The 15,914-nt window shown below is 62.9% G+C and carries 13 protein-coding genes and 1 pseudogene; 6 read left to right on the top strand and 8 right to left on the bottom strand.

Going from position 1 to position 15,914, the window contains the following annotated elements; genetic code table 11:
- Positions 1-146: pseudogene (locus A9K71_RS32305) on the top strand (ISAs1 family transposase); the annotation flags it as partial.
- A 31-nt stretch (positions 147-177) separates the two neighbouring features.
- Here the strand turns inward: A9K71_RS32305 and A9K71_RS03685 are convergent.
- On the bottom strand, positions 178-1,380 hold the full coding sequence (locus A9K71_RS03685; protein ID WP_066990508.1) for an aromatic ring-hydroxylating dioxygenase subunit alpha: 1,203 nt from the start codon (positions 1,378-1,380) through the stop codon (positions 178-180).
- Positions 1,381-1,800: 420 nt separating this feature from the next.
- Here A9K71_RS03685 and A9K71_RS03680 point away from each other — a divergent pair, with 420 nt between their 5' ends.
- Positions 1,801-2,211, top strand: a complete 411-nt coding sequence (locus tag A9K71_RS03680) for a hypothetical protein (protein ID WP_066990442.1) — start codon at positions 1,801-1,803, stop codon at positions 2,209-2,211.
- Between the two features lie 111 nt (positions 2,212-2,322).
- On the opposite strand, the gene A9K71_RS03675 is transcribed toward A9K71_RS03680, so the two are convergent.
- Together A9K71_RS03675 and A9K71_RS03670 are read right to left on the bottom strand one after the other, a co-directional pair.
- The gene (locus tag A9K71_RS03675) at positions 2,323-4,422 is read right to left on the bottom strand and encodes a sensor histidine kinase (protein ID WP_066990438.1); all 2,100 of its coding nucleotides are present in this window, start codon (positions 4,420-4,422) and stop codon (positions 2,323-2,325) included.
- 147 nt (positions 4,423-4,569) lie between these two features.
- Positions 4,570-5,298 (bottom strand): response regulator transcription factor, encoded by a 729-nt coding sequence (locus tag A9K71_RS03670; protein WP_066990435.1) that lies wholly within the window; start codon positions 5,296-5,298, stop codon positions 4,570-4,572.
- A gap of 93 nt (positions 5,299-5,391) precedes the next feature.
- On the opposite strand from A9K71_RS03670, the gene A9K71_RS03665 reads away from it, so the two are divergent.
- Positions 5,392-6,093 (top strand): response regulator transcription factor, encoded by a 702-nt coding sequence (locus tag A9K71_RS03665; RefSeq protein ID WP_066990432.1) that lies wholly within the window; start codon positions 5,392-5,394, stop codon positions 6,091-6,093.
- Positions 6,094-6,174: 81 nt separating this feature from the next.
- On the opposite strand, the gene A9K71_RS29750 is transcribed toward A9K71_RS03665, so the two are convergent.
- Positions 6,175-6,339 (bottom strand): hypothetical protein, encoded by a 165-nt coding sequence (locus A9K71_RS29750; protein ID WP_082980317.1) that lies wholly within the window; start codon positions 6,337-6,339, stop codon positions 6,175-6,177.
- Between the two features lie 657 nt (positions 6,340-6,996).
- Here A9K71_RS29750 and A9K71_RS03655 point away from each other — a divergent pair.
- Positions 6,997-7,449, top strand: a complete 453-nt coding sequence (locus tag A9K71_RS03655; protein ID WP_066990426.1) for a L,D-transpeptidase — start codon at positions 6,997-6,999, stop codon at positions 7,447-7,449.
- A gap of 198 nt (positions 7,450-7,647) precedes the next feature.
- On the opposite strand, the gene A9K71_RS03650 is transcribed toward A9K71_RS03655, so the two are convergent.
- Entirely contained in the window at positions 7,648-10,731 is a 3,084-nt protein-coding gene (locus A9K71_RS03650; RefSeq protein ID WP_066990424.1) for an efflux RND transporter permease subunit, read from the bottom strand.
- Positions 10,728-12,029: an efflux RND transporter periplasmic adaptor subunit gene (locus tag A9K71_RS03645; protein WP_082980316.1), complete on the bottom strand. Its 1,302-nt coding sequence runs from the start codon at positions 12,027-12,029 to the stop codon at positions 10,728-10,730. Before A9K71_RS03645 ends, A9K71_RS03650 begins: the two co-directional genes overlap by 4 nt.
- Positions 12,030-12,177: 148 nt before the next feature.
- On the opposite strand from A9K71_RS03645, the gene A9K71_RS03640 reads away from it, so the two are divergent.
- A complete protein-coding gene (locus tag A9K71_RS03640; RefSeq protein ID WP_066990416.1) occupies positions 12,178-12,711 on the top strand; it encodes a TetR/AcrR family transcriptional regulator in 534 nt (177 codons plus the stop codon).
- Positions 12,712-12,870: 159 nt separating this feature from the next.
- Here the strand turns inward: A9K71_RS03640 and A9K71_RS03635 are convergent, their stop codons facing one another.
- Both A9K71_RS03635 and A9K71_RS03630 read right to left on the bottom strand, forming a co-directional pair.
- Positions 12,871-14,031, bottom strand: a complete 1,161-nt coding sequence (locus tag A9K71_RS03635; protein WP_066990413.1) for a patatin-like phospholipase family protein — start codon at positions 14,029-14,031, stop codon at positions 12,871-12,873.
- Positions 14,024-14,806, bottom strand: coding sequence for an acetoacetate decarboxylase (locus A9K71_RS03630; protein WP_066990410.1), 783 nt, complete (start codon positions 14,804-14,806; stop codon positions 14,024-14,026). The genes A9K71_RS03635 and A9K71_RS03630 overlap by 8 nt, the downstream gene beginning before the upstream one ends.
- 218 nt (positions 14,807-15,024) lie before the next feature.
- Here A9K71_RS03630 and A9K71_RS03625 point away from each other — a divergent pair, with 218 nt between their 5' ends.
- Positions 15,025-15,813 (top strand): 3-hydroxybutyrate dehydrogenase, encoded by a 789-nt coding sequence (locus tag A9K71_RS03625; RefSeq protein ID WP_066990407.1) that lies wholly within the window; start codon positions 15,025-15,027, stop codon positions 15,811-15,813.
- Positions 15,814-15,914: the final 101 nt, after the last annotated feature.

Genomic DNA, 15,914 nt, shown 5'->3' with positions numbered 1-15,914 from the left:
ACGCGCCACAAAACCTGGCCGTCATCCGCAGGCTCGCCCAAAACATCTTGGCTGCCCATCCGCTCGACAAACCAATCGCCAGCAAGATGCGCAGGGCCAACTGGAGCAAAGACTTCTTCTATGAACTCTTTACTCATATGCGATAGCCCTGCCCTCAAGGGGGGAGATTAGCAGCTTCTAGCCCTTCGACCTCAGCGCGTCGTTCAATCCCCACATGTCCTTTTCCTCCGGTGCGGTCTCCAAGTTCAGCACCGGCACCTGCCTGCGCAGATGGTCGTGGTGGGTGCGCACGCCATATTCGAGGTCGGAGAGGTAGAAGCCCCCGAACGCCTCGGAGAGCATGGATTCGTTCGACCAGACGGAGAGCTGGACATCCTCGTTCATGGTGTCGCGGTCGATGCGGTAGGCAAGGTAGCGCGCCGCCGCCTGCTCCCGCGTCTCGTCCTTGTAGCGATAGATCGCGCCGCGCAGCAGCGTCTCGCCGGTGGACAGCGGGAACTCCTGATAGAACTGCACCGATTCCGGCATGATCGACAGCGCGTTGTTGGGGAAGATGCCGTAATAGATCCAGGCTTTGCGCAGATGCTCCGGCAGGTGCGTCGGCTCGGGCGCTATTTTGATGTACTGGTTGACGCTCCAGCGCCGCCCGGCATGCGGGTTGTAGGTGGCGAAGGAGCGTGAAACGCCGTTGACGAAGGGTTCGTCGAAATAGGTCGCGCCGTAGAGGTCCTGCAGCGCCGGATGCGCCATGGCAACGTGATAGCCCTCATTGTCGACGTCGCGCACCGATTTCCAGTTGACCGGTGATTTCTGGGTCCAGATGCCCAAGCACGGCACCATGTCGGCAACATTGTAATGGGCGATCTCCGCCTCGATCGGCTTCAAGAGTTCAGCCACGGAAGGCTGCGGGCCACCGTTGCGGAAGCGGATGAAGATGAAGCCCATCCAGACTTCGAGATCGAGCGGCATCAGCCCGAACTCGGTCTTGTCGAGTTCCGGGAAGGAGCGCGGACGGGCAGCCCCCCGCAGCGTGCCGTCGAGATTGTAGACCCAGCCGTGGAACGGGCAGATCAGCGCGTTCTTGCAGGTGCCCTGGCTGTCGGCGACGACGCGGCTGCCGCGATGACGGCACATGTTGTTGAAGGCACGCACGACGCCGTCCTTGCCGCGCACGATCAGCGCCCGCTCGCCGATGACGTCCATCGTCAGATAGTCGCCCGGATTTGGCACGTCGGAGACATGGCCGGCGATCTGCCAGTGATTGCGGAAGACGTATTCCTTCTCAAGCTCGAGAAGGGCGTTGGAGTGGTAACTCCACCCCGGCAAACCCCGCCGGTCCCAATCGTTGGGGATCGCCACGTCACGCAGGTGCGGGTTCATGAAAATGCTCTCGTTTTGTTGAATGCTCATTCAATAAAAGCATATTTTCCATTAAAATGCAATGGCTTGTGAAAACATGGAAATATCATGGCGACCGGCTTACAGTCATCCGAGCCGAGAAAATCCCGGAAAATCCGAGCCTTAACCAGGAGTGCAACACGGCGGTTCCAGCTTCGGATCCGCAGTTTGTGAGGGCACCGTTTCGACGCGCTTCGCGCATCGGACGATCGCGACAGCCATGCCAATTCTGCGCCTGTGTGAGGTCGCTTACAGTCCGCCGCATCCGACAGGAGCAAAAGGAACAGAACGATCCCCGTTTCAGTCCTGTTACATGGGCCATCGCGCCCTATCATTCGGCTGTTACGTGGTGCGGTTAAGTTCGTTTCAAGGAAAAAAGAAAGATAACGAAGGGAACAGCCGATGTTTGCTAAAGTCCGGATCGCCGATGCCAGCCGCCGCTCTTACGGTCCCGAGCGCAATGATCGCCGTCCGAAGCTGGCGTTGCGCCAGCGCGCCAGCGACCATCCGATGACGATGTTCATGCTGCTGGGCGTTGCCGCCTTCGCCAGCATGGTGCTTGCGCCAGCCGCGGGTCCCGCTTTCGCCTCGATCAATCCTCCGGCCAATGTCGTGGAGGGCGCGCCGACGACGCTCAAAACCGCGCGCCTGCCGCAGTCGCAAGTCGAATTCGCCTGCAAAGGGCAGAGCTGGGGCGCCGAGAACGCCGAATGCCTGCGTGCCATTGCCGAGCAGTCCGGTCAGCACCGGGCCCGAGCTGTGCGTATGATCGCCAATGCCGCGCTGCTGACCGACACCCCGAATGTGTTTTAGGCTCCCCTGAGCGCACCCTCCGCGCTCCAGTCAGGCTCCCGCCGCAAAGTCGGTCGGGAGCCTCTTTTTCGAATCTGACGATATCCAGGTGAAGCCGCAGAGGGAGCAATTTCAGATGTCGGCGCCGTTGTCGGCCGCCGCGACATCGGCAACGGTCGCAAGGATGCCGCGGACGTCGAGCGTCGAGAAGGGCTTCTCCAGGATCTGCGGCCGCTGCTGCGGCGGCAGTGCCTCAATCTCGGCCTTGGCGCCGATGAGGTCGCCGGTGACCAGCACGAAACGCTGCGCCAGCCCCGGCCGTTCGGCCAGCAATTCACGGTAGATCGAGATGCCGCTGGTGCCCGGCATGCGCAGGTCGGAAAACACGATGTCCGGCGGCATGTGCCCGCTCAGAACCTCGCCGGCGGACGTCCAGCTTGGCACGAGACGCGACTTGAGCCCCATGAGCTCCAATATGTCGGACAGCGAAGCGGCGACGTCGGGCTCGTCGTCGATGATCAGCGCATGGCGCAACCCGCTCGACCGCGCCGGACCCTCGCCGGCCTTTGCCGCATTGCCGGCAATCGCCGGCAACTGGACGACGAAGCGCGCGCCGTGCGGCTGCACCTCTTCGAACCAGATGTTGCCGTTGTGGCGCTCGACGATCGATTTCGAGATCGACAGGCCGATGCCGGTACCGACGCCGACCGGCTTGGTGGTGAAGTAGGATTCGAAGATGCGTGAGCGGATCGCATCGGGAATGCCGGGTCCGTTGTCCTCGACCGAGAAGCCCGGATTGCCGCGCTCGCTGCGAAAGGTCCGCACCTTGATGCGCCGCTCGCCGGTGAAGCCGGCAAGCGCATGCTGGCTGTTGATGAGGAAGTTGGCCGCGACCTGCGTGACATGGTCGGCGTCGGCCATGGCGAGCAGCGGGCCGTTGGCGAAGTCGGTGTCGATGATGATGCCGCTGGAGCGCGCACCATAGGCGGTCACTTCGAGCGCCGAGCGCATCACCTGGTTGAGGTCGGTTTCGGCCTGCTCGGTCGGATGCAGGCGCACCATCGACAGGAAGCTCTTGACGATGCGCCCGCAGCGTTCGGCGGCCGCGCGCACCTTTTCGGCGCGCACCTTGGTCTGCGGGTCGGCCGCGAATTCATGCAGCAGCGTCGATTGTGCGACCACCACCGCCAGCGGGTTGTTGAGCTCATGCGAGACGCCGGCGAGCAGCGAGCCCATTGCCGCCATCTTCTCATTCTGGTGCAGCTTCTCGCGCTGGCGGTTGATCTCTTCTTCGGCGTGCAGCTTCTCGCGCAGATCGCGGATCGAGCCGAAGATGAGCCGGCGGTCGGCAACCCGCATCTCCGTCGCGGTCAGCTCGATCGGAAAGATCTCGCCGGCCGCGTTCTGGGTCACTGTCTCCAGCCGCTGGCCAACCATCGGCGCGCCCCGTCCGGCCATGTACTCGGCGCCCGACGAATAACCCTTGCGGTAATAATGCGGCACGATCGTGTCGATCAGATCCTTGCCGAGGATGTCGCTGCGCTTGAAGCCGAACATCTTCTCGGCGGCCGGATTGAATTCGATGATGGAGCCGGCCTCGTCGATGACGATGATGGCGTCGAGCGAAGCCTGCAGCATGGTGCGGCGGATAACCTCGCTGGCATGCGCCTCTGAGGGCGAGCGCTCGATGGCGTCGCCGATGGCGAGCGCGATGATGTGAAGCGTCGCCTCCTCTTCATCCGTCCATTCGCGTTCGGCCGCGCAGTCATTGACCGCCAGAGTGCCCCAGAGATGGCCGTGGGCGAAGACCGACACCGAAATGAAGGATTTTATGTTCTGCTTCTCGAAGTCGGCCCGCAGGAAACCATCGAGGTCGCGCGTGTGGCCGGCGAAGACCTTGCCCTGGCGCTCATCCTCCTGCAACTGCTCCAGGAGCGGATCGGAGTTGATGATCGACTGCATGATCACGGTAGGCGATGCGAGCTCGCCGCCAAAAGCAGGGTCGATCCAGTAGGAGGCCACGGACTGGGCGAAGCCCTCGCCCGGCAACTCGCGCAAACGGAAGAGAATGCCGCGCTGGCAGTCCAACGAACGGCACAGTGCCTCCAGTATGCTGTCCATCTCGCGCTGCCAGTCGCCTGCTTCGCGCAAGCGGCGAACGACATGGACGGCCGCCATCGCGGCGCCCTGGCGGGAGCCGTGCATTTCTGTCCGTGCGGCCTCAGCTGTCATCGTCGAACGTCATCTCCGGGGCCATATCGGTAAACCATGAAATCCAGCACACAAGCCCGAAAATCGACAACGGTTTTCTGGGGGCATGCCGCCGGACCGGAATGCTACAGCGTCGATTGCGTATCCGGAAGGTGCGCGGCGCCGGAGTCAGTTGCCGTCGCCAGCCGGCAGCGAGAAGATGTAGCCTTCGCCGCGCACCGTGCGCAGGAATTTCGGATTGGAGGGGTCCGCCTCGATCTTCTTTCTCAGACGCATGATGCGGATGTCGACAGCGCGCGACGATTCCGGGTCTTCCACGAAGCCGATCGCCTCCGAGATCGCCGCCCGCGTCAGAAGCCGGTTGGCGCGGGTGAGGAAAACTTCCAGCACGTCGAACTCGCTCTTGGCCATCTCGATGACCGCGCCATTGGCGCCGGTCACCAGCCTGCCGTCGAAATCGGCCTGGAAGCTGCCGAAATTCATGAAGCGGCGCGTGCCGGCCTCGGTCTTCGCGGCCTGCGGGGCAACCGGCTGCGGCACGCGGCGCAGCACACTGCGGACCCTCGCCAGCACTTCGCGCAACTCATAGGGCTTCACGATGTAGTCGTCGGCGCCGAGCTCCAGGCCGACGATGCGGTCGAGCGCGGTGCCGGCGGCGGTGGCATAGATGATGCCGATCTGCGTCTTGGAGCGCAGCCAGCGGCCGAGCGACAGGCCGTCCTCGCCGGGCATGGCGATGTCGAGGATGGCGAGGTGGAAGGGTTGCGCCTCGAGCAGGCTGCGCGCCGCCGCGGCATTCTCGGCCGTGGCAACGTCATAGCCGCTGGCGCCGAGATACTCGGCGACCGCTTCCCTCAGATCCGGCTCGTCCTCGACGACAATGATGCGCGCCTTCACAATGGTCTCGCTCCCGCTTTCAGCGGAAAGTAGATTGGGTATAAACATGATGTCCAGCGCTCATCTCGAGTTGTCCGTGGCGGAGTGGAGAAAATGGCAGCACGATCCGTCGTCGCGCTTGTATCCGTTGCCGAAGTGGTGGCCGGCGACCTGGCCGACCATCTCGAGCGGCGCGGGCACGATGTGCGTCAGGCGCGCCAGCCCTGGGAGGCGGAGTCGCTGCTTTCGGCAGGCGGCATCGACGTCGTGGTCGTCGGTGACGACGTGACCCAGGCGGAGGGGCGCGAACTGCTCAAGCGCTATAGTAGCCAAGGCGGGGGCGGCGAGGGTGGCTGCGACTTCATCCTGATCTGCCGGCCCGCCGATCTCGTCGACAAGGTGCTGGCGCTGGAGCTCGGCGCAGCCGACGTGATCGAAAGCCCGCTCAATGTGCGCGAGCTGGCGGCGCGCATCGGCCGCCTGCTGACGCGGCGCGGCCGCAACCCCCAGGAACTGATCGTGCTGGAGAATGCGACCGTCGACTTGAGGTCGGCCATGGTCATGCATCGTTCCGGCGCCGAGGATCAGCTGTCGCCGGGGCAGGTGGCGTTGTTGAGATTGTTTCTGGCGAGCCCGCGCAAGGTGCTGACGCGCGACGACATCATTGCCGCCGCGCCCGCCGAGAATGCCGACGCTTTCGACCGCTCGATCGATTCGCGCATCGTGAGGCTGCGCCGTAAGCTCGATACGGAGACCATCACCACGATCAGGGGTGCCGGTTACCGATTCGATCCGCCGACTCCGCGCACCGACTGAGGCGAGGGCCGCCAGGTCTTTTCCTCGATCTTGCATCGGATTTCCAAAACCGCTTCGCACTTTTGGATCCGACGCCGGCGCCTAGCGCACCACGAGGACCGAGGGGCCGGACAGCATTTCGGCGCTGGCAGCGATCTCGGCGTGGGCGCGCTCCTTGAGCAGCACCGTTGCAAGCGCGGCAAAGCCAAGCAGCCCTTGGGCATAAAGCAGTGCGGACAGCACCGAAGCGGCAAATTTCGTCTTCATAACTCAATCCCCAATTCGATAGTCGTCGATGCTTCAGGAAACTCCCGAAGCGCCCGCGCCGCTTACGGAGCCCCCCGCTGCGGCGCGGGCCTTCGGTCCTCTCGGCAGCAAGTAGCCGGAGGGGCCGCGCATCCCTATCAGCCGAAGACCGACCCGCCAGAGGGCCCTCAGCCGGTTGACGCGCAGGCTGGAGATGATCCAGACCGTGGCGATGAACAGTGCAGTGTGCAGTGTCGAAACCTCGCCGGAATTCATGGCGCCTAGACGCCGATCCTGAGAAACCAGGTGCGAACTTTCGATTTCCTGCCCATTTTCGTTTGCTGATGTCTGTTCCCGTGACCTCGACATTGCTGCGGGCCTGTATCCGCATCATGCCGCGCAAGTCGCGTTTTGTTGCAATTCGGTTTCGAGATTAGGAGAAAGGCTTTCATATCAAAGTCATATACGCTTTGTCCGCCGGTTTCGGCCCGCTTGGTATTGCCGGCAGCCGGTCTAAGGGAGCGTGTTCTCTGGAATTAGGCCGTTAACTTAGAGAAACGAATTCGAAACATTAACGCATATTAAGCGAAATAGGCCTGAAACAGGTGATCCCGATAAGACGATCCATCGAAATTGCAGCCGGCCCGACCGGCATAAGAGAGAGAGAGAGGGATCGTCATGCATACCGCCATTTCAGCCAAGCTCATCCACGTCACCGCCGCCGCGCTCACCGGCGCGGCTCTGCTCTTCGGCAGCAACGCCGCTCATGCCAACCAGCTCGTCGCCCGGGTTTCGCTGTCGCAGCAGATCATGGAAGTCACGGTCGACGGCCGGCCGACGTTCACCTGGAAAGTGTCGACGGGCGACAGGGGGCACATCACGCCGACAGGGTCATTCAAGCCGACCCGCATGCATGAGATGTGGTATTCGAAGAAATACGACAATGCACCGATGCCGCATTCGGTCTTCTTCAGCGGCGGCTATGCGGTGCATGCGACCTATGCCATCAAGCATCTTGGCCGGCCAGCCTCGCATGGCTGCGTGCGTTTGCATCCCGATGCCGCGGCCGACTTCTATCAGCTCGTCGAGGCCTTCGGCCCGGGCAACACCAGCATCCTCATCGTAAAGTAACGGGTCAAGTAGCGGGCGGATTGCCGCCTTCAAGCCAGGTTCGACGCAATTCCGGACGGAAGGCCAGGCGAAGTCGCTGAGCAACCGTTCCACACTTTTCCTGGAATTGCTCTGGCGCCGAAGCCGTGGGGCGACCGCCTAAAAAAGAGGCCGGGATTTTCCGGCCTCTTTTTGTTTTTGGAGCAGTCCTGGATTGCTTCAGGTGGGCAGCGCCGGCATCAGCTTCGGATCGGGCTTCTCGGCGAGATGCGGCAGATCCTTGCTGGCGATGAAGGTGTAGAACATGGGCACGACGAACAGCGTGAACATCGTGCCGACCAGAATGCCGGTGAAGATGACGAGGCCCATCGAGTAGCGCGCCGCGGCGCCGGCGCCGCTGGAGATGATCAGCGGCACGACGCCGAGCGCCATCGCGGCCGTCGTCATCAGGATCGGCCGCAGGCGCACCTTGGCCGAGGCGATGATGGCATCGCGGCGCCGCATGCCATGGATTTCGCGCTGCTGGTTGGCGAATTCCACCAAAAGGATGCCGTGCTTGGTGATGAGGCCGATCAGGGTGATCAGTCCGACCTGCGTGTAGATGTTGAGCGTTCCGAGGCCGATATTGAGCGGCACGATGGCACCGAAGATCGAAAGCGGCACCGCCATCATGATGATCAGCGGATCGCGGAAGCTCTCGAACTGAGCGGCCAGAACCAAGTAGATCACGATCACGGCGGCCGCGAAGGCGATCAGGATGGTGTTGCCCTGCTCCTTTTCCTGCCGCGATTGGCCGGAATAGTCGATGAAGAAGGTGTCGGGCAGCGTTTCCCTGGCCAGATCCTCCAGCACTTTCAATCCGTCGCCGGTGGTCACGCCGGGCAAGGGCAGGGCGGAGATGGTGGCCGAGTTCAGCTGGTTGAACTGCTCGATCGCTGCCGGCGAGGCGTTGGTCGAGATATGCACCACCGCCGACAGCGGCACCATCTTGCCGTCGACGCTGCGCACGAAATACTCGCCGAGCTTCGCCGGATTGTCGCGGAACTCCTGCGGCACCTGTGGGATGATGTCATAGCTGTTGGAGTCGCGATCGAACTGCGCCACTTCGGCGCCGCCGACCAGCAGCGTCAGCGTGTTGCCGATGTCGGCGATGGGCAGGTTCAGCGCCGCTGCGCGCTCGCGGTCGATGGTGACGGTGACCTGCGGCGCGTCATAGGACATCGAGTTCTGCACGACGATGAAGCGGCCTGAAGCCTGCGCCTTGTTCTTGATCTTCTCGGCCTGGTCGAAGACTTCCGAGGGATCGCCGGTCGAGCGAACCACCATCGAGATCGGCAGGCCGCCGCCCGAGCCGGGCAGCGTCGGCGGCGCGAAGACGAAAGCCTCGACGCCGGCGACCTTGGCCAAGCGACCGGTGATGTCGGCCTGGATCTCCTTCGAGCTGCGCTGCCGTTCGGCCCAGTCCTTGAAGGCAAAGCCGACAAAGGCGCCGTTGGTGGCGCCGCCGAAGGCGACCGCCGAGAACTGCGCCCGCGTTTCCGGAATGTCCTTAACAAGACCGAGGATCTGGTTGACGTAGGTCTCGGTGTAGTCCGAGGTCGCGTAGCGCGGGGCGGTTACGATGGAAAGCAGGAAGCCCTGGTCTTCCTCCGGCGCCAGTTCGGTCGAGGTCTTGGTGAACATGAAGCCGGTGAGCGCGACCAGCGCGACGACGATGATAAAGGTAACCGGCCTGTTTCTGAGCGAAGCGGTCACGGCCCGCTCGTAGACGCGCTCGACACGGCTGAAGGTGCCGTCGACGATGCGCTGGAAGCGGCCGTGCGCGCCGGCCTTCAAGAGGCGAGCCGACATCATCGGCGTGATGGTCACCGCAATCAGGCCGGACAGCACCACGGAGCCGGCCAACGTGACCGCGAACTCGCGGAAAAGCGCGCCGGTCAGGCCGCCGGTGAAGGCAAGCGGCGCAAACACGGCGGCCAGCGTAATGGTCATGGCGACGATTGCCGAGAAGATCTCGCGCATGCCGTTGAAGGCCGCCTGCATCGGCGACATACCGTCTTCCTCCATATGGCGGTGGATGTTCTCCACCACCACGATGGCGTCGTCGACGACAAGGCCGATCGCCAGCACCATGGCAAGCAGCGACAGAAGGTTGATCGAATAGCCTACCGCAAACAGAATGAAACAGACGCCAATCAGCGACAGAGGGATGGTCACGATCGGCATCATCACCGAGCGGAAGGATCCGAGGAAGAGCAGGATTACGAGAATGACGATGGCGACAGCCTCGCCGATGGTCTTGAACACCTCCTCGATCGAGGCGCTGATCTGCTCGGTGGAATCGTAGACGATCTCGATCGTCATGCCCTTCGGCAAGGTATCCTGGATCACCGGCACGATCTTGTGGATAGCCTCGGCCGTCGTCAGCGGATTGGCGGCCGGCGTCGGGAAGATGGCCAGGAAGGTGCCCGGCTTGCCATTGAAGCTCACCCTCGTGTCGGTGCTGGCGGCGCCAAGCTCGACCCGAGCCACATCGCGCAGCCGCACCACCTGGCCGTCGGTCGAGCGGATGGGGAGCTGCGCGAAGGCTTCCGGCGTCTGCAGGGTCGAGTGAACCGCGATCGAGGAAACCACATACTCGTTCTGTGTGTTGCCGGGCGCGGACAGGAAATTGGAATTGTTGATCGCAGTCAGCACGTCGGCGGCCGTGGCGCCGCGGGCTGCGAGCCTGACCGGGTCGATCCAGACCCGCATCGAATATTCCTCGGCGCCGAAGATCTGGACGTCGGCGACGCCTTCCACCGTCGAGATGCGCGGCCGCACGACGCGCTCGATGTATTCGGTCAGCTGCTCCTTCGTCATGTTCGGATTCTGCATCGAAATATACATCATCGCGAACTGCTGGCCGGTGCCCTTGACGATCACCGGATCCTTGGCGGCATCCGGCAAGGTGCCGCGCACGCCCTGAACCTTGGACAGCACCTCGGTCAACGCAACATCGGGATTGGAGCCGAGCTTCATCTGGACGGTCACCGTGCTCGAAGACGGGCGGCTCGACGAGGTGACGTAGTCGATGTTTTCCGTCGAGGCGACGGCGCGCGCGATCGGCGCGGAGATGAAGCCCTGAATCAGGTCGGCGCTGGCTCCGGGATAGGCCGTGGTGATGGTGATCGCCGTCTCGTCAACCTTCGGATACTGGCGGATCGACAGGTTGAAAATGGCCTGGAAACCCAGGAGCAGGATCATGCAGGCCAGCACCGTCGAGAGGACGGGGCGGCGAATGAAGATATCGGAAAAGCTCATTGCTGAACCTGCTTGTTTGCCGATTTGCTGGGATCAACGGTGTTGTCGACCGCAACGGACATGCCGTTGAAGAGCCGGTTCTGACCGGCGGTCACGACCTGGTCGCCGGCCTTCAAGCCTTCGACGATCTCGACCATGCCGTTGTTGCGGCGGCCGAGCTTGACGAAGACCTGCGATAGAACGAGCGCCGGCTGCTGCCCGGCTTCGGCCGGCTTTTGAGCGTTCTCAGCCGGCTTCGCCGCGCTGTCGGCGGCGTTTGCCGTATCGGAGGCCGGTTTCGAGGCATCGGCTTGCGGCTTGGCTGCATCGCCGGCAGGCTTCTCCGCGCCGGCCTTCTGGTCTTCCGGTTTTGCTGGCGCGGCAGCGCCGGCCTCAGCGGGCTTGGGCGGCACCACCACGAAGACATAGTCGCCGTACAGGCTCGAGGTCACCGCCGTCTGCGGCACCGAGATGACGTTGCTTTCCTCCGGCAACTCGACGCGGATCTGCACGAACTGGCCCGGGGTCAGCTTGCCCTCGGGGTTGGCGACCTCGCCGCGGATCGACACCAGCCGGCTTGCCGGGTCGATCTTGGGGTCGATGCCGCGGATGGAGCCGGCAAAGGACATGTCGGCAGCGTTGCTGCCGATCCGCACCGTCTGGCCGATCTTCAGCAGCGGCAGCTGCTGTTCGGGCACGGTGAAGTCGACCCGCATCGTGTCCAGATCCTGGATCGTCACAACTGAGTTGCCGGGCGCCAGATACTGGCCGATATCGATCTTAGGAATGCCGACCGTCCCGGTGAAGGGAGCTGCGAGTTGCTTTTGGTCGAGCACGGCTTGCAGCTTGTTCACTTGCGCGGCCGATGCGGTCGCCGCCGCGCGCGCGGCATCAAGCGTAGCGTCGGTGCCGACGCCACGCCGCTGCAATTCCAGCGCGCGGGTCAGCGCCGCCTGGTCGGATGCGGCCTGAGCCTTCTGCGCCACCAGATCGGCCTTCTCGACAGCATCGTCGAGCTGCAGAAGCACAGCGTCGGCCGCGACCTTCTGGTTGGCGTGGAAGAGAATGTCCTTGACGATGCCGGCCGTTTCGACGGTCAGGTCGACGCCGCGCACGGCGTTGACGGTGCCGATCGCCTCGACGCCGGGCGTCCAGTTCGAAGGCTTCGCCACGATGGTCGACACTGTCGCCGCCGGCGGTTTCATGGTGGCGAAAAACTGCTTGATCGCATTGTCGCGAAACAGGTTGAAGCCGACGATGCCGGCGCACACCACGGCGAGCAGCAGCAGAATTCCGGTGATGATGAAGAAGCGCTTCACGGATAGTTCCCCTCGAGCCGGCAACCGGCAACGTCAATTGCCGGGACACATATCGACGATAAATCCCGATTTCAAATTGCGGGCGCCTTACTGTACCGTCTGGACGGTCTTGTCAATTCCACAAGGCCTAATGTAAGGGGAAGGCGTGATGAAAGCTCGCAGGGCAAACTCGCGCGACAGGATACTTGCAGCGGCAGCCGACGTGGCGCGCGAGGCGGGCCCGGGAAGCCTGTCGCTCGACGCCATCGCCAATCGGGCCGGCGTGTCGAAGGGCGGTCTGCTCTACAATTTCCCGACCAAGGCCAAGCTGATGCAGGGGCTGGTCGAGAATTACCTCAATGCTTTCGAGCAGGCGCTCGAAGAACGCACGGCCGAGGCAAGCGATGAAAGCGCGCTCGCGGCCTACATACGGCTCTCGGCCGATGATTGCGAGAAGCCGAAACCTTCGGCCTCCTGGATGTTCTCCGCGATCGCCGAGGATCCGGAATTCCTGACGCCGATCAAAGCCTTCAAGCGGCAGCTGTTCGAACGGCTGAAGGGGGAAACGGACGACCTCGGCTCGTTGCTGGTTTGTTTCCTCGCCATCGAGGGGCTGCGCAGCATGAATCTTTTCGATTCAGACGTGCTGTCACAGCAGGAGCACAAGCTCCTCGTTTCCTCGCTGCTCAAGATAGCCGGATAGGTTGCAGCCTCACATCAGCGGCGGCAAAGACGCTGAGACAAAGACGGCGCCGTTTGCGCCGCCGTCTTCATTTGTATCCAGTGCGTCGAGCGAGCGCTCACTGGCCGGCAAAGGACCTGCCGGAGTTTTCCGACGGCGGGTCATAGTTGCCGAAAGGTATCAGGTCGGGTCTTCGCGATGCAGGTCGTGGATGGCGACGCCTTCGACATTGGTCGGCAGCATCAGCCACTCCTTGTGTCGCAGCGTCCGTTCGGTGTCCTCGAGGCCCATCTCCCAGTGCTCGCGCATCGAGGTCCCCGAGAACTCATAGTCCTTGGCGTGGCCTTCGTAGCCTTTGTGCTGGTAGATCAGGTGGACGATGTTGACCACGCCGGCGTCGGAATAGTCGGCAATCAATTCCTTCTCGCCCTCTATCAGAAATTCCGGCGGAACGCGCTTCAGTGCATCGAGCAGCTTCATCTTCAGCGCATGGATGCGCTGGAAATTGTCGGTGTTCTGGCGCGTGCGGCTGGAATACATGATGTCCTTGTGACGCGACAGCACGTCGGCCATGCCGCGCGGCAGCACGCCGCGAGCGCTGAACAGATCGACCTGGAAGACCAGCGAGGTGCGGTCCTCCTCTTGGTCGAGCAGATATTGCAGCGGCGTGTTGGAGACGATGCCGCCGTCCCAGTAGTACTCGCCCTCGATGCGGATCGAGGGGAAGGCCGGCGGCAGCGCGCCGCTCGCCATGATGTGCTCCGGTCCGATGCGCACCTTGTCGGTGTCGAAATAGACGAAGTTGCCGGTCCTGACATTGACGGCGCCGACACTCAGCCGCTTTTTACCGTCGTTCAGAATGTCGAAGTCGATCAGGCTTTCCAGCGTGTCCTTCAGCTCGGCGGTGTCGTAGAAGCTGGTAGCGCCTTCCGCCCCCGGCAGCTGGAACCAGGGATTTGGATTGCGTGGCTTGAAGAAGCCGGGCTGGCCCATAGTCATCGTCATCCACGAAGAAGTGCGGTTGCGGATGTCGCGATAGATGTCGCCTTCGGGCGTATAGGCCCAGATCTTGCGGCCCGAGACCGTCTGCCAGAACTGCTCCAGCCGCTGCAGGCGCCGGCTCGGCTCGTTGCCGGCGATGATCGATGCGTTGATCGCGCCGATCGAGACGCCGGACAGCCAGGTCGGCTCGCAGCCGGCGTCGGACAGCGCCTGATAGACACCGGCCTGATAAGCGCCCAGCGCGCCGCCCCCCTGGAACACCAGGGCGATGCGGTCGTATTGCGCCGTTATTTCCTCGATGGTGGCGGCTGCCGCCGTTTTTGGGGTGCGTTCAAGCACGAGCCTTCTCCGGCTGGATTGCGCTGGTCGCGGACCGGCCGGCGAGATAGTCGTGAACGACCTCGCCCAGTCCGAGCGTCAGATCGGCGATGAAGTGGACGGCCGAGACCACCTCCAGTACCGGCAGCTTGGCGACGTCGGCCATGACGTGCGGCCGAAGGTCGAGCGCGGCCGGCGCCGTCCAGGCTTCCTTCAGCGTCACGTCGGTGAGGTAGTAACGGACCAGCTCGCAGATGCGCGGGCTGCCGTCGACATGCGGGATGATCTTGACCAGAAAGTTTGGCGCGGCGAGCGAGGCGAGCACCTGGTCGTGGTCGGCCTCGCGGTGCTTGTAGCCCATGGTGCCGGTGGCGCAGAGCACGCTGCCATAGTGGAGGGTGCCGACCACGACCTCGCCCTCATGCACGATCTTGGGGCTGGCCAGCTTCTTCGGGAATCCCCAGAGCTCGCGGCCGCCGGCGATCGGCGCGTCGTCGTCGAGATACATGGAATGGACATAGCCGCCATGTTGTCCGCCGAAGCGCACGGGGATCACCTGACCGGTCTCGGTATAGTCGCCGAAGCCGGTCGAATCCGGCATGCGGATGAACTCATACTTGACCAGCGGCTCATCGATCTCGAGTGGCTTCGGCACGACGGCTTCCAGCGCCTCGCGCGTCGTGCGGTAGGTGATGATGATGTATTCGCGGTCGAAGAAACGGTAGGGGCCTGGCGGAAAAGAAGGGTTGGTAAGCGGCATCGCATAGGCGCGCTTCACGACTTCGGCGATTTCCAAGCTGTTCACCCTTCAGGAATGACACACGGGACACGCACAGGGGATTATGTTGCACGGCACCATGACAGTGCCATGTACGCCCTAGGACCGCCAGCTTCCTGTCGCTCGAACTGCATCACAACATTGTAATCGCACCGAAATACGGGCATGGCATTGTTATGTTGCGACGCACAAACTATGTGCTTCAACAGTCCCTCCCTCCACGTGCGAGATCTGCCATGGGTTCCCTGTCTTCCAAGAATGCGCTCGTCACTGGCTCGACCAGCGGCATCGGCCTTGCAATCGCCCGCGCCTTTGCCGCCGAGGGCGCCAACGTAACCATCAACGGCCTGGGCGATGCCACGGCGATCGAAAAGGAGCGCGCCGGCATCGAGAGGGATTTCGGCGTCAAGTGCCGCTATTCCGGCGCCAACATGATGGACGGCGGGGCGGTCACCGCCATGATCCGCGAGGCCGAGGAGGCGTTCGGCAGCCTCGACATCCTGGTCAACAATGCCGGCATCCAGCATGTCGCGCCGATCGACGAGTTCCCCGACGACAAGTGGGAAGCAATCATCCGCATCAACCTGCTTGCCGCGTTCTATGCCATCAAGGCGGTGCTGCCGGGCATGAAGAGCCGCAAATGGGGCCGCATCATCAACACGGCCTCGGCGCATGCGCTGGTCGCCTCGCCGTTCAAGTCGGCCTATGTCTCGGCCAAGCACGGCATTGCCGGCCTGACCAAGACCGTGGCGCTGGAAGTCGCGCAGGATGGCATCACCGTCAATGCGATTGCGCCCGGTTATGTCTGGACGCCGCTGGTCGAGAAGCAGATCCCCGACACGATGAAGGCGCGCGGCATGACCGAGGAACAGGTCAAGCACGATGTGCTGCTTGCCGCGCAGCCGACCAAGGAGTTCGTCACCGTTGAGGAGCTGGCGGCGCTGGCGCTGTTCCTGTGCTCGGATGCGGCCAAGCAGATGACCGGCACGACCCTGCCGATGGATGGCGGTTGGACGGCGCAGTAAGTGCACCTTCCAAAGAAGGTGCGGGGCCGCGCCTTCCTCGACAAGAATTCTTGACAATCGTGGGGGAGCGTTCCAGCATCCTGGCTAAGGGGTTCCCCGCG

Source organism: Mesorhizobium sp. WSM3873 (genome assembly GCF_001672445.1).
Taxonomy (GTDB): Bacteria; Pseudomonadota; Alphaproteobacteria; order Rhizobiales; family Rhizobiaceae; genus Mesorhizobium.
The sequence above is the reverse complement of the archived record's forward strand: the minus strand, read 5'-3'. Positions and strand labels throughout refer to the sequence as shown.

Bases quoted from the DNA above. Each gene is read 5' to 3' on its own strand.
- A9K71_RS03685 (WP_066990508.1), bottom strand. From the start codon at position 1,380: ATGAACCCGCACCTGCGTGACGTGGCGATCCCCAACGATTGGGACCGG.
- A9K71_RS03680 (WP_066990442.1), top strand. From the start codon at position 1,801: ATGTTTGCTAAAGTCCGGATCGCCGATGCCAGCCGCCGCTCTTACGGT.
- A9K71_RS03675 (WP_066990438.1), bottom strand. From the start codon at position 4,422: ATGACAGCTGAGGCCGCACGGACAGAAATGCACGGCTCCCGCCAGGGC.
- A9K71_RS03665 (WP_066990432.1), top strand. From the start codon at position 5,392: ATGGCAGCACGATCCGTCGTCGCGCTTGTATCCGTTGCCGAAGTGGTG.
- A9K71_RS29750 (WP_082980317.1), bottom strand. From the start codon at position 6,339: ATGAAGACGAAATTTGCCGCTTCGGTGCTGTCCGCACTGCTTTATGCC.
- A9K71_RS03655 (WP_066990426.1), top strand. From the start codon at position 6,997: ATGCATACCGCCATTTCAGCCAAGCTCATCCACGTCACCGCCGCCGCG.
- A9K71_RS03650 (WP_066990424.1), bottom strand. From the start codon at position 10,731: ATGAGCTTTTCCGATATCTTCATTCGCCGCCCCGTCCTCTCGACGGTG.
- A9K71_RS03640 (WP_066990416.1), top strand. From the start codon at position 12,178: ATGAAAGCTCGCAGGGCAAACTCGCGCGACAGGATACTTGCAGCGGCA.
- A9K71_RS03625 (WP_066990407.1), top strand. From the start codon at position 15,025: ATGGGTTCCCTGTCTTCCAAGAATGCGCTCGTCACTGGCTCGACCAGC.